Below are 12,684 nucleotides of genomic sequence, written 5' to 3' on the forward strand. Positions count from 1 at the left end.
CGGCATCAGATCTGAGCGCTAGTCTCGGGGGCGCGGAGCTGTGTATAAGCGACAGCCGCCGCCCTGCCCTGCCCTGCCCTGCCGATCATGGAGTTGCGGCAGACCCATAACGGGCATATCAGCACAACGCCAGAACCCCCACTCCATGATCGATAGACCAGAGCCTCAACTCCATGATCGACGGAGCCTGACGTTGGAAATCCCGACTGGCACGGCCAACCCCTCGCCCGACCGTCCGATCAGAGCGCGTGTTGCCGAAGACCGGCCACGCGCAGCGGTTGACCAAGAAGTTTGCGTCCTCAAGCCCCTCGCAAAGTGACCAAACTTCTTGATCAACGCGGGCCGGGGGTCCGGCCAGGCAACCCGGCCAGCCAGCCCAGGGCCGGGCCAACCCGGGCCGGGCCGAGCTGGGGGGGGTGGGTGGGGGGGGGAGAAAAGGTGGGCGGGGTGGCGAACCGGGAGGGCGGAGGTGGGGACGAACGGGGTAGGAACTCGATGCCGAGGAGGCGATCTCCGTGCACCGTCTCGTGTATGTCGCTGTCGCGACTGTCCTGGCCCTCGTCGGGGCCGCTCCGGCCCAGGCCGGGCCCACACCCCAACCAGCCCATCCGCAGACCGGAGCCGGCGTCTCCGCCGCCCAACCGGCGGTGAGGGTGGGGACGCCCGCTGTCACCGTGACGACAGCAGACGTACCTGTTGTCACCGTGACGACCGCAGACGTGCCCGCCGCTGCCGTTCGAACGGCGGGGACCGATCTGTTGAGTGTCCAGGGAGCCGGTCCGTTCCGGATCGGCACGTCCCTGGACCGGCTGACCGCCGCCGGGCTGATCGACTGGACCGTTGCGGGCTGCGGGGGCGTGGTGGACGCCGGGGTGACCGGTGAGTGGGCGGGTGTCGTCCTGCTGACGTTCCGGCACGGGCGGCTGGTCCAGGTGTTCACGGCCACCGCGCCGCCGTACTCCCCGGCCGGGGCGGGTGTGGGGATGAGCTTCGACCGGTTGGAGGCGGTCTACGGCCCGCGCGGTGAGTTGATCCGCAACGACGCCGACACCGCCAGCGCGTACCTGGTGCGGGTCGGTTCCCGGGTGGAGTTGTTCACCGGGCATCCGATCCGGCCCGGTGTCGGTGGCTTCCAGGTGGGGCCGGCGGCCTTCGTGGAGCGCACCTTCCGGCAGGGCACCGCCTGCTGAGCGATCGCCCCGGGCGGCAGTGCCCGGGGCGATCGGCCAGCCGGTCGACCTCAGTGCATCGGCAGGCCCGCCTCCTGACGGGCCCGCTCGTCGCCACTGACGGTGTGCAGTGCCTTCTCGCGGATGAACAGCACCGCCACCAGGGCGAGGAACGCGATCGGGGCGCCGATGAGGAACAGCTCGGAGGTGGCGGTGGCGTACGCGTCGCGCACGATCACCAGCACCGGCTCGGGCAGCGCGGACAGGTCGGGTACCTCGGTGGTGCCGCCGTCGGCGGCGCCCGCCGCCGGGCCGAGTTGCGCGGTCATCAGGCCGGTGACCCGGTTGGCCAGGACGGCGCCGAGGGCGCTCACCCCGATCGCGCCGCCCATGCTGCGGAAGAAGGTCAGCACGGAGGTGGCCGCCCCCAGTTCGTGGGCGGGTACGTCGTTCTGCGCGGCCAGCACGAGATTCTGCATGAGCATGCCGACGCCGGTGCCGAGGATCGCCATGTAGGTGAAGAGCAGCGGCAGCGGGGTCTCGGTGCCGATGGTGGAGAGCAGGAGCATGCCGACGACCATCACGGCGGCGCCGGTCACCAGGTACGCCTTCCAACGGCCGTACTTCGTGATGAGCTGGCCGGCGACCGTGGAGGAGACCAGCAGGCCGAGGATCATCGGCAGGCTCATCAGTCCGGCGACGGTCGGCGACTTGCCCAGCGAGGTCTGGAAGTACTGGGACAGGAAGACGGTGCCGCCGAAGAGGGCGACGCCCACCAGCATGCTGGCGATGGTGGTGAGCGTGACGGTCCGGCTGCGGAAGATCTTCAGGGGGATGATCGGCTCGGGGACCCGGGACTCGACCCAGACCGCCGCGCCGAGCAACGCCAGACCGCCCACGACCATCAGCGCGGTCCAGCCGGAGGCCCAGGCGAACCTGTGCCCGGCCAGCGAGGACCAGATCAGCAGCGTGGACACCCCGGCGGTGATCAGTGCCGCGCCGGCCCAGTCGATGCGTACCCGGCGGCGGGTGACCGGCAGGTGCAGGGTGCGCTGGAGCAGCACGATGGAGACGATGCTGAACGGGATGCCGATCAGGAAGCACCAGCGCCAGCCCAGCCAGGAGGTGTCGACCAGGACGCCGCCGATCAGCGGGCCGGCGATGGTGCCGACCCCGAAGACGGCGCCGAAGATGCCGGCGTAGCGGCCCAGTTCGCGCGGCGGGATCATGGCCGCCATCACGATCATCGCGAGGGCGGTCATGCCGCCCGCGCCGATGCCCTGCACCACCCGGCTGAACAGCAGCACCTCGACGGTCCGGGAGAGTCCGGCGATCAGTGAGCCGACCACGAACAGGCCGAGGGAGAGCTGGATGAGCAGCTTCTTGCTGTAGAGGTCGGCCATCTTGCCCCAGAGCGGCACGGTGGCGGTCATCGCCAGCAGCTCGCTGGTCACGATCCAGGTGTAGACGGTCTGGCTGCCCTGGAGGTCGGCGATGATGCGGGGCAGCGCGTTCGCCACCACCGTCGAGGCGAGAATCGCCACGAACATGCCGACCATCAGCCCCGAGAGGGCCTGGAGGATCTCCCGGCGGGACATCGTGCCGCTGCCCGCCTCGTGGGCGTCGATCGGCTCGGTTGTTGCGGTCATGGACGCTTCCTCACGCGTGGTACTGCCCGGGGCACGGTCGCGCCCGGGGTGACGGCAGGTCGGGTGTGTGGCGGCGGTCAGCCGGTACGCGGGTCGGGCAGTCCCGCCGCGACGGTGGCGAACGCCTCGTCGAGCAGCGCGGCGAGGGAGCCGGCGCCGTCGCAGGTCGCCCAGCGGATCATCGCGGTACGCAGGGCGGCCCCGGCGACCGCGACGACGAGCGCCGGGTACGCGTCGGTGGCCGGGCACCCGGTCCGGGCGGCGACCGCCTCGACCAGCGCCCGTTCGGTGACCGCGTTGCCGGTGATCAGGCGCGCCAACAGCACCGGGTGCTGGCTGACCACCCGCATCCGCAGCAGCGACAGTTCGGCGTTGCCCTGCACCTCGTCGACGACCTCGGCGAAGGCGCGCCGGAGCGCCTCCAGGGGCGACAGGTGCGCGGGTACGGCGGCGAGGGCGCCGAGCACCACCTCCCGGTCGGCCTCGGTGTCGCCGATCAGGGCGTCGTCCTTGGTCGGGAAGTAGTTGAAGAAGGTGCGTGCGGAGACGTCGGCCGCCTCGCTGATCTCCTCGACGGTGACCTGGTCGAGTCCGCGTTCGGCGACCAGACGCAGCGCGGCGGTGGCGAGGGCGGCGCGGGTCTGCCGCTTCTTGCGGTCGCGCCGGCCCAGCGAGGTCGAGTGTTCCGAGGTCACGGCAGAACTCTAGGACCAAAGATGCAGCCTCTGCAAAGTTTTACTTTGTGACGTGAAACGCCCGCTCCGACACCATGTCGCGTGACAGACACTATTGCTAGCTGGACAATGCTGTGTGGCACACACTATCGTGTGACGCATGGTCAGCGACGACGTCCTACGGACACACCTCCAGGAGCTACGCCGGGGAACGGTGGTGGTGGCCAGCCTGGTCGCGCTGCGTCGACCCGACTACGGCTACGCGCTCCTGCAACGACTCACCGGGCACGGCTTCCCGGTGGACGCCAACACGCTCTATCCACTGCTGCGCCGACTGGAGGAGCAGGGGCTGCTGAGCAGCGAGTGGAACACCGAGGAGAGCCGGCCGCGCAAGTTCTACCGCACCAGCGAGTCCGGCGAGCAGGTGCTGCGCCGGCTGCTGGACGACCTCTCCGCCGTACAGACCTCCCTGACCGACCTGATCGAAGGAGCCCGGAGATGACGACCTCCCTGACCGACCGGTATCTCGCCGCCACGCTGCGTTCCGTGCCGACCGGACGGCGTGCGGAGATCGCCGACGAGTTGCGCGCCTCGATCGCCGACATGGTCGACGGCCGGACCGCCGCCGGGCTCGACGCCACCACCGCCGAGCGCGAGGTCCTCACCGAGCTGGGCAACCCGGCACAGTTGGCCGCCCGCTACAGCGACCGGAGACTCCAGCTCATCGGCCCGGAGTACTACCCGGCCTGGCAACGCCTGATGATCGTGCTGCTGAGCACCGTGCCCGCCGTCGTCGGCGTGCTGATGGGCGTGCTGGAGGCCACCACCGCCGCGAACCCGGCCGGCGCGGTCGGCGAGGGCATCGGGGCGGCGTTCAACGTCGCGGTGCACATCGGCTTCTGGGTGACGCTTGTCTTCGCGGCGATGGAACGGTTCGGCACCCCGCTGCACCTGCCGGAATGGACCGTCGACCAACTACCCGAGGAGCCCGTCGAGCGGGACGTCAGCCTCACCGACGTGGTGGCCTCGATCGTGTTCCTGGTCCTGTTCATCGCCTTCCTGCCGTGGCAGCAGTTCCAGCGGGTGATCGGTGACGGCGACCGGCTGCCGATCCTCGACCCGGCGCTCTGGACGTTCTGGCTGCCGGTGTTCCTCGTGGTCCTGGTCGCCAGCATCGGTCTGGAGTTCGCCAAGTACCGGGCCCGCCGGTGGACCTGGCCGCTGGTCGGCGTCAACGTCCTGCTCAACCTGGGCTTCGCGGTGCCGGCGATCTGGCTGCTCCAGGACGAGCGGCTGCTCAACCCGGAGTTCGTCGACCGTTTCGCCTGGCTGCGCGACGGCGGCCTCGCCACGGTCAGCCGGATCAGCATCGTGGTGATCGTCGTGATCGCCATCTGGGACGTCGCCGACAGCGCGGTCAAGGCGTACCGGGCCGGACGCTGATCCGACAGTCGGGTGAGGGCGGGACGCATAGCGGTCCCGCCCTCACCGGGCGTACACCTCAGGGGAGAACGGGCAGCTCTGGACCGTCGCCCGTACGATCATGAGCGCTGGAACCGACGTGCAACCGAGGGAGCGGCCATGGAACTGATCATCGGATTGCTGTGTCTGGTGGTGATCGTCGTAGCGGTGCTCGGCTTCGGCGTGTCGATCTACAACGGGCTGGTCCGGGCCCGCAACGCGTACCGCAACGCCTTCGCGCAGATCGACGTGCAGCTGGTCCGCCGGCACGACCTGATCCCCAACCTGGTGGAGACCGCCAAGGGATACCTCAAGCACGAGCGGGAGACGCTGGAGGCGGTCATCTCGGCGCGCAACAACGCCGTCAACGCGCAGACCGCCGCGTCGGCCGCGCCCGGCGACCCGGCGGCGATGCAGCAGCTCAGCGGCGCGGAGAACGCGCTGAGCGCCACACTGGGCCGACTGTTCGCGCTCTCCGAGGCGTACCCGGACCTCAAGGCCAACCAGAACATGATGCAACTGTCGGAGGAGCTGACCTCCACGGAGAACCGGGTCGCCTTCGCCCGGCAGGCGTACAACGACTCGGTGATGGCCTACAACAACAAGCGCGAGGTGTTCCCCGCGAGCATGCTGGCCGGGATGTTCTCGTTCGGTCCGGCGGCGCTGTTCCAGCCGGACGACCCGACGCAGCGCAATGCCCCGCAGGTGTCGTTCTGAGGCACCGATGAACTTCTTCGAACGACAGCGCCAGGTACGCCGGCTGTCGACCCGCCTGGTCCTGCTGTTCGTGCTGGCCGTCATCGGCATCGTGGTGGTGGTGAACCTCGCGGTGGTGTTCGCCTTCAACGTCGGCACCAGCAACCCGCCCCAGCTCGCCGGGATGATCGTCATGGTCACCGTGGCCACCGTCGCCGCGATCGGGCTGGCCGCGACGCTGCGGACGCTCACGCTACGCGGCGGTGGCGGGAAGGTGGCCCGTGAGCTGGGCGGGGTCCCGGTTCCGACGGACACCACCGACCCGGAGCTGCGGCGGCTGCGCAACGTCGTCGAGGAGATGGCGCTGGCCTCCGGCGTACCCGTGCCCGAGGTCTACGTGCTCCCGGAGGAGACGGCGATCAACGCCTTCGCGGCGGGGTGGAGCCCCTCCGACGCGGCCGTCGCGGTCACCCGGGGCGCGTTGCAACGGCTCAACCGCGACGAACTCCAGGGCGTCATCGCCCACGAGTTCAGCCACGTGGTCAACGGCGACATGCGGCTCAACATCCGGCTGATGGGCCTGCTCTTCGGCATCCTGTTCCTGACCGTGGTCGGTCGGGGCCTGGCCCGGGCCGGCGCCCTCGGCGGCGGACGGAGCCGCAGCAACAACAACGGTGGTGCCCTGCCGTTCATGCTGGTCGGGCTGGCGTTGCTGGTGGCCGGGTACATCGGCGTGCTCGCTGGCCGGCTCATCCAGGCGTCGGTGTCCCGGCAGCGGGAGTACCTCGCCGACGCCTCGGCCGTGCAGTTCACCCGGCAGACCAGCGGCATCGCCGGGGCGCTCAAGAAGATCGGTGGCCTCTCCGACGGCTCCGAGTTGCGCACGCCCAAGCGCGACGAGGTGGGGCACATGCTCTTCGGCGAGGCGGGCCGGGCGTCCTGGCTCGCCACCCACCCGCCGCTGGCCAAGCGGATCCAGGCGTTGGAGCCCTCGTTCGACCCGAACGAGCTGCGGCAGCTCGCCCAGCGCTGGGCCGCCGCACCGCCGTCGGGACGGCAGGAGGACATCGCCCTCGGCCTGGCCCCGAGCGGTCCCGGCACCGCGCCGGGCCGTCGTGACTCCGCCCGCCCGACCGCAGCGGCGCTGCCGGTGGAGGGCACCCGGGTACGCGTCGCGCCGGCCGAGATGCTGGGCCGGGTGGCCGCACCCACCGAGACGGCGTACACGCACGCCGCGGCGATCCTCGACCGCATCCCGCAACCGCTGCTGGACCGGGCCCGCAACCGGGACTCGGCCGCGCCACTGGTGCTCGGGCTGCTGCTCGCAGCCGAGCCGGACGTACGGCGACACCAGTACGACGCGATCACCCGGCAGCACGGTCAGGCGCTGGCGGACGCCGCCCTGCGGGAGGCCGACGAGGTGGCCGGACTGCACCCGATGCTCCGGCTGCCCCTGGCCGAGCTGGCGTTCCCGGCCCTGCGCGCCCGTACGAACGGGGAACTGGAGTCGCTGATGGCGGCCGTGTTCACGCTGATCCACGCCGACGGCGCGATCAACGTGTCCGAGTACTGCCTCTCCCGACTGCTGCTGGCCGAGATCCAGGAGTCACTCAAGCCGGACTCCCGGTGGCGCACCGACCGGCGTACGCTCACCGACTCCCGTTCCGCGGCGGCCCACCTGCTCGCCCTCCTGGCCCAGGTCGGGCACGGTGACCGGGCCGCCGCCGAGCAGGCGTTCCAGGCCGGTGTCGCCACGCTGCTGCCTGGCACCTCCCTGCCGTACGCGCCGCCGGAGAACGGCGTACACGCGTTGGAGACCGCCTGGCCGGTGCTGGACGGACTACGTCCGGGCGACAAGGAGCGGCTGGTCGCCGCCGTGGTGGCGGTGATCAGCCACGACGGGATGATGACGGTGCCGGAGATCGAGCTGCTGCGGACGATCTGCGGCCTGCTGCACTGCCCGCTGCCGCCGATGGCCGGCGACGGCATCGGCTGACCGCCGCACCACCCGCCGGTCGGGCCCGTCAGGGCGCGACCGGCGCGGCGACCGGACGGCGGTCCTGCCACTCGCGGGCCAGCATCGCGTAGATGACCTCGTCGGCCCACTCCCCCTTGACGTACTCGGCGTGGCTTGCCGAGAAGTCCGGCAGAGGCGAGGGCGACCAGTATGATCCGGGTATGACAAAGCGTGTGACGGTCAGCCTGCCGGACGACATCGCGGCCTACCTCGAAGGTGAGGAGAACGCCTCGGCGGCCGTCGCGGACGCCCTACGGGCTCGCCTGGATCGGGCCGCCGCCACTGCTGCGATGTTGCGGGCAGTGGGCATCGATGTGACCGAGGAGGGTGTCGCGCGGGTACACGGAAGGCTTCCTCGCCTCACACCTGAGCAGCGGGCGGAGAACGCGCGACGGCGTGACATGCTGGCAGCCGGCACCTGGCCTGCGGACAACGACATCGCCGCCTGATGCGCCAGGACATCGAGATCCGGGCCGTGCTCGACTCCTCGGCAGTGCTCTCCTTCTCCCGAGGGCACGTGCATGTCGGGGAACTGCTGGTCGACATCGCCGATGAGGGTGCCTACGTGGGGCTGCCCACGGTGGCTCTGTTGGAGGCTTACGCACAGATCAGCGCGGACCAACCGGCTACCGCACGCCTCGGCGTACTGGCCACCCTGCCCGGCGTGGCGATTCTTCCGCTCGGAGCGGTGCAGGCGGCCGAGGTGTCCGCCACGGTCCGCATGGTGAAGGGCGACCTCGCCCGCGCTCACGCCGTATGGGCCGCGCTGCGGCACGATGCCTACTACCTCACCACCGAACCGCACCTCGTCCCGGCGGTCATCGCCGCCGATCTGGTGCACGTGATTCCGGTCGACGACGCCTGACCTGCCGCGTCGCCCGTTCCCTCATCCGGCCGCCGGAGGTGCCCGCCGCCCCACCATGCGGCGGGATGGCATTCTCAGCAGGTGACCACCGAGAGCAGCGACGACTGGCGGCGGCCGGGCCCCACGCCTGAGCAACGGCGCCTGGACCTCTACGCCGGGCTGGCCGCGACGGTCATCGCCCTGTTCAGCCTCACGCTGGCCCGCAGCACCGGCACGTTCCTGCTCGGGCCTCCGCCGTCCTGGCTCGAACAGATCCTCTGGACCGTCGCGGTGCCGCTGCCGCTGATCTGGCGACGCCGGTACCCGGTCGTGACCACGCTGGCCGTGTCCGCCGCGTTCATCGGTGCGCAGGTCCGGGCCGTCCCCGAGTGGCAGCTCTCCCAGTGGGCGCTGTTCGCCGCCATCTTCACGCTCGGCGCCTGGGGGCCGAACCACCGGATGTCCCGGCGGCTGCGGATCGGCATCATCGCCGCCATGTTCGCCTGGCTCGCCATCGCGTACTCGATCAGCCTCGACGAGATCACCCCGGACTCCTTCGAGAACGCGCTCGGGCCGGTGCCGCCGGTGCTCGCCGCGATCGTCACCGGTCTGCTGATCAACGTGTTGTTCTTCGGGTTCGCGTACTTCTTCGGCGAGACCGCCTGGATCGCCGCCCGCCGGCAGCACGAGCTGGCCGAGCAGGCCGAGCGGCTGCGCCGGTCGCAGGCGGAGGCCCGGCAGCACGCGGTGGTCGGCGAGCGGGTCCGGATCGCCCGGGAGCTGCACGACGTGGTCGCCCACCACGTGTCGGTGATGGGTGTGCAGGCGGCGGCGTGCCGTCGGGTCTTCGACAAGGATCCGGCCAAGGCACGGACCGCGCTCACCTCGATCGAGGAGTCGGCCCGGACGGCGGTGGACGAGCTGCGCCGGATGCTCGGGGTGCTGCGTGCCCGGGACAACGGCCCGGAGGGCACCGGGCAGCCCGCCGGGGTCGACCGGATCGCCACCGTGGTGGACCGGGCGCGGGAGGCCGGGCTGCACGCCACGCTGGGCGTGTACGGCGACCCGACGCCGCTGCCCGAGTCGGTGTCCCAGGCCGCGTACCGGGTGGTGCAGGAGGCGGTGACCAACGTGTTGAAACACGCGAGCGGGGCGACCCTGCTCGACGTCCGGGTCCGTTATCTGGCTCAGGAGATGGAGGTCGAGGTGACCGACGACGGACGGGCCACCCGCCCGGCGAACGACGACGGGTTGGGGCTGGTCGGGATGCGGGAACGGGTCGCCACCCACGACGGCGAGCTGGAGGTGGGCCCGCGTACCGGTGGTGGGTGGCGGGTGCGGGTCCGGTTCCCGCTGCCGCTGGCGGCCGGGAGCACGACGTGACCGGGGCGACGCCGCCGGTCCGGGTGCTGCTCGCCGACGATCATCACCTGGTGCGGACCGGTTTCCGGGTGATCCTGGAGATCGAGGACGACATCGAGGTGGTCGGCGAGGCCGCCGACGGGGAACGGGCGGTCGCCATGGCGCGGGCGCTGCGTCCGGACGTGGTGCTGATGGACGTCGAGATGCCCGGCGTGGACGGGTTGGAGGCCACCCGCCGGATCAGCACCGAGACGGACGAGCCGGGCGGCCCCGCCGTGCTCATGCTCACCACGTTCGACCGGGACGACTACCTGTTCGCCGCGCTGCGCGCCGGGGCGAGCGGGTTCCTGCTCAAGAACGGCACGCCGGAGTCGTTGGTCGACGCGATCCGGGTGGTGGCCCGGGGAGACGGTCTGCTCGCCCCGGAACTCACCCGCCGGGTGATCGCCACGTTCGCCCGGCCGGGCGGCGCGACCGGGACCGTCGGCGGTCCCACCCCGGAGGAGGCACTGAGCGACCTGACCCCCCGGGAGCGGGAAGTGCTGGTCCTGGTGGCCGGCGGAGCCAGCAACGCCGAGATCGCCACCGCCCTGCACCTGGGCGAGGCCACCGTGAAGTCGCACGTCAGCCGGGTGCTGGCCAAGTTGGGTCTGCGTGACCGGGTGCAGGCGGTGGTCTTCGCGTACGAGCAGGGGGTGGTCCGGCCCGGCGGGTGATCTCCACCCGGAGGAGGAGCCCGGATTTCCGTCGACGGACGGAGGGCAGTCGAGGACCGAACTCCTAGCGTGGAGGACGTGACCCCTGTACTCCGCCTCGACGGCGTCGACCGCAGCTTCGGCGACCGCCAGGTGCTCAAGAATGTGTCCTTCGATGTCGTCGCCGGGCGGATGACCGGCTTCGTCGGCGGCAACGGCGCCGGCAAGACCACCACCATGCGGATCATCCTCGGTGTCCTCGCCGCCGACTCGGGCCGGGTGACGTGGCGGGACGCGCCGCTGAGCCGCGAGATCCGGGGACGGTTCGGCTACATGCCCGAGGAGCGCGGCCTCTATCCCAAGATGAGCGTCCGTGAGCAGGTGGTCTACCTGGGCCGGCTGCACGGGCTGACCGCCGAGGGCGCCCGGCGCGCCACCGACGACCTGCTGGAGCGGGTCGGGCTCGGCGAGCGCGGCGACGACCTGCTGGAGACGCTGTCGCTGGGCAACCAGCAGCGTGCCCAGATCGCCGCCGCCCTGGTGCACGACCCCGAGGTGCTGGTGCTCGACGAGCCGTTCTCCGGGTTGGACCCGATGGCCGTGGACACCGTCGTGGCCGTGCTGCGCGAGCGCGCCGCCGCCGGTGCCCCGGTGCTCTTCTCCAGCCACCAGTTGGACGTCGTCGAGCGGCTCTGCGACGACCTCGTGATCATCGCCGACGGGTCGATCCGGGCCGCCGGCAGCCGTGACGAGCTGCGGGCCGCGTACACCACGCCCCGCTACGAGCTGGTGGTGGAGACCGACGCCGGTTGGCTGCGGGACCAGCCCGGGGTGACCCTGGTCGACCTGGACGGCGCCCGCGCCGTCGTCGACCTGACGCCCGGCGCGGACGAGCAGGTCGTGCTGCGCGCCGCGCTGGAGCGTGGCGCGGTCCGCACGTTCCGCCCGGTCACGCCCTCCCTCGCCGAGATCTTCCGAGAGGTCGCCCAGTGAACACCATGCAGGCCACCCGACTGGTCGCCGCCCGCGAGATCCGGGTCAAGCTGCGCGACCGCACCTTCCTGATCAGCACGGTCGTCTTCCTGCTGATCGCCGCGGCGGCGACCATCCTGCCGCCGCTGTTCTCCGGCGGGCCGTCCACCGTGGCGGCGACCGAGGCGGCGGCGGCTCCGCTGCGCGCGGCCGGTCTGGAGGTACGCGTCGTCCCCGACGACGCCGCCGCCGAGCAGGCCGTCCGCGACGGTGACACGGACGCCGCAGTCGTCGCCGGCCCGAGGGTGCTGGCCATGAACGACGCCCCCAACGACGTGGTCAACGCGTTGAGCACCCGGCCTCCGGTCGAGTTGCTGAACCCGGACGCGATCGACCCGCTGCTGGCGTTCCTGGTGCCGTTCGCCTTCGCGTTCATCTTCTTCATCACCTCGCAGACCTTCGGCGTGCAGATCGCGCAGAGCATCATCGAGGAGAAGCAGACCCGGATCGTGGAGATCCTCGTCGCGGCCGTACCGGTCAAGGCGTTGCTGGCCGGCAAGATGCTCGCCGGCACGATCCTCGCGCTCGGTCAGATAGCCCTGGTGGCCCTGGTCGCGGTGGCCGGCATGGCGTTCAGCGGCAGTACCGACATGATCACCCTGCTCGGCCCGGCGATCGGCTGGTTCATCCCGTTCTTCCTGCTCGGCTTCGTGCTGATCGCGGCGATGTGGGCGGCGGCCGGTGCGCTGGTCAACCGGCTGGAGGACATCGGTGGGGTGTCGACGCCGGTGCAGCTCGCGGTGATGCTGCCCTTCTTCGGGGTGGTCTTCCTCAACGACAACCCCACCGCCATGACGGTGCTCTCCTACCTGCCGTTCTCGTCGCCGACGGCGATGCCGCTGCGGCTGTTCGCCGGGGACGCGGCGCTCTGGGAGCTGTTCGCCTCGCTGGCGCTGCTGCTGGTGGCGGCGGCCGGATTCCTGCTGGCCGGGGCCCGCGTCTACGAGGGGTCGCTGCTGCGGACCAACGGCCGCACCTCGCTGCGGACCGCCTGGCGGGAGCGCGAGACGATCGGCTGACCGTCCGACCCGCGCCACGCGTCGGCGGCCCCGCACGGGGTCGTCGGAGGTCTCTTATACACATCT

At 71.2% G+C, this 12,684-nt stretch carries 13 protein-coding genes; 11 read left to right on the forward strand and 2 right to left on the reverse strand.

From position 1 onward, the window contains the following. The first annotated feature begins 758 nt into the window (after positions 1 to 758). The gene (locus EYA84_RS15235) at positions 759 to 1,190 is read left to right on the forward strand and encodes a hypothetical protein (protein ID WP_236145781.1); all 432 of its coding nucleotides are present in this window, start codon (positions 759 to 761) and stop codon (positions 1,188 to 1,190) included. Positions 1,191 to 1,240: 50 nt separating this feature from the next. On the opposite strand, the gene EYA84_RS15240 is transcribed toward EYA84_RS15235, so the two are convergent. Further along, complete coding sequence (locus EYA84_RS15240) at positions 1,241 to 2,818, reverse strand: MDR family MFS transporter (protein WP_131053734.1); 1,578 nt, start codon at positions 2,816 to 2,818, stop codon at positions 1,241 to 1,243. 77 nt (positions 2,819 to 2,895) lie between these two features. Next, entirely contained in the window at positions 2,896 to 3,513 is a 618-nt protein-coding gene (locus tag EYA84_RS15245) for a TetR family transcriptional regulator (protein ID WP_131053735.1), read from the reverse strand. Positions 3,514 to 3,652: 139 nt separating this feature from the next. On the opposite strand from EYA84_RS15245, the gene EYA84_RS15250 reads away from it, so the two are divergent. The 10 genes from EYA84_RS15250 to EYA84_RS15295 all read left to right on the forward strand — a co-directional run bounded on the left by EYA84_RS15250 (position 3,653) and on the right by EYA84_RS15295 (position 12,618). Further along, entirely contained in the window at positions 3,653 to 3,994 is a 342-nt protein-coding gene (locus tag EYA84_RS15250; protein ID WP_131053736.1) for a PadR family transcriptional regulator, read from the forward strand. Continuing rightward, positions 3,991 to 4,935, forward strand: coding sequence for a permease prefix domain 1-containing protein (locus EYA84_RS15255; protein ID WP_131053737.1), 945 nt, complete (start codon positions 3,991 to 3,993; stop codon positions 4,933 to 4,935). Before EYA84_RS15250 ends, EYA84_RS15255 begins: the two co-directional genes overlap by 4 nt. Positions 4,936 to 5,073: 138 nt before the next feature. Then, complete coding sequence (locus tag EYA84_RS15260; protein WP_176093276.1) at positions 5,074 to 5,670, forward strand: LemA family protein; 597 nt, start codon at positions 5,074 to 5,076, stop codon at positions 5,668 to 5,670. A 7-nt stretch (positions 5,671 to 5,677) separates the two neighbouring features. Beyond that, positions 5,678 to 7,645, forward strand: coding sequence for a M48 family metallopeptidase (locus EYA84_RS15265; protein WP_131053738.1), 1,968 nt, complete (start codon positions 5,678 to 5,680; stop codon positions 7,643 to 7,645). 182 nt (positions 7,646 to 7,827) lie between these two features. After that, on the forward strand, positions 7,828 to 8,115 hold the full coding sequence (locus EYA84_RS15270) for a hypothetical protein (RefSeq protein ID WP_131053739.1): 288 nt from the start codon (positions 7,828 to 7,830) through the stop codon (positions 8,113 to 8,115). Continuing rightward, positions 8,115 to 8,531, forward strand: a complete 417-nt coding sequence (locus EYA84_RS15275) for a hypothetical protein (protein ID WP_131053740.1) — start codon at positions 8,115 to 8,117, stop codon at positions 8,529 to 8,531. Before EYA84_RS15270 ends, EYA84_RS15275 begins: the two co-directional genes overlap by 1 nt. A gap of 81 nt (positions 8,532 to 8,612) precedes the next feature. After that, the gene (locus EYA84_RS15280) at positions 8,613 to 9,893 is read left to right on the forward strand and encodes a sensor histidine kinase (protein ID WP_131053741.1); all 1,281 of its coding nucleotides are present in this window, start codon (positions 8,613 to 8,615) and stop codon (positions 9,891 to 9,893) included. Continuing rightward, positions 9,890 to 10,588: a response regulator transcription factor gene (locus EYA84_RS15285; protein WP_131053742.1), complete on the forward strand. Its 699-nt coding sequence runs from the start codon at positions 9,890 to 9,892 to the stop codon at positions 10,586 to 10,588. Before EYA84_RS15280 ends, EYA84_RS15285 begins: the two co-directional genes overlap by 4 nt. Before the next feature lie 78 nt (positions 10,589 to 10,666). After that, positions 10,667 to 11,560: an ABC transporter ATP-binding protein gene (locus EYA84_RS15290; protein ID WP_131053743.1), complete on the forward strand. Its 894-nt coding sequence runs from the start codon at positions 10,667 to 10,669 to the stop codon at positions 11,558 to 11,560. Then, positions 11,557 to 12,618 carry an ABC transporter permease gene (locus tag EYA84_RS15295; RefSeq protein ID WP_131053744.1) on the forward strand — a complete coding sequence of 354 codons (1,062 nt, stop codon included), beginning with the start codon at positions 11,557 to 11,559 and terminating at the stop codon, positions 12,616 to 12,618. Before EYA84_RS15290 ends, EYA84_RS15295 begins: the two co-directional genes overlap by 4 nt. The last annotated feature ends 66 nt before the right edge of the window (positions 12,619 to 12,684 follow it).

It is taken from the genome of Verrucosispora sp. SN26_14.1, from assembly GCF_004307965.1.
In the GTDB taxonomy this organism is placed as follows: domain Bacteria; phylum Actinomycetota; class Actinomycetes; order Mycobacteriales; family Micromonosporaceae; genus Micromonospora.

Excerpts from the sequence above, each read along its gene's own strand:
- EYA84_RS15240 (WP_131053734.1), bottom strand. The coding sequence starts at position 2,818 with ATGACCGCAACAACCGAGCCGATCGACGCCCACGAGGCGGGCAGCGGC.
- EYA84_RS15250 (WP_131053736.1), top strand. The coding sequence starts at position 3,653 with ATGGTCAGCGACGACGTCCTACGGACACACCTCCAGGAGCTACGCCGG.
- EYA84_RS15255 (WP_131053737.1), top strand. The coding sequence starts at position 3,991 with ATGACGACCTCCCTGACCGACCGGTATCTCGCCGCCACGCTGCGTTCC.
- EYA84_RS15260 (WP_176093276.1), top strand. The coding sequence starts at position 5,074 with ATGGAACTGATCATCGGATTGCTGTGTCTGGTGGTGATCGTCGTAGCG.
- EYA84_RS15265 (WP_131053738.1), top strand. The coding sequence starts at position 5,678 with ATGAACTTCTTCGAACGACAGCGCCAGGTACGCCGGCTGTCGACCCGC.
- EYA84_RS15270 (WP_131053739.1), top strand. The coding sequence starts at position 7,828 with ATGACAAAGCGTGTGACGGTCAGCCTGCCGGACGACATCGCGGCCTAC.
- EYA84_RS15275 (WP_131053740.1), top strand. The coding sequence starts at position 8,115 with ATGCGCCAGGACATCGAGATCCGGGCCGTGCTCGACTCCTCGGCAGTG.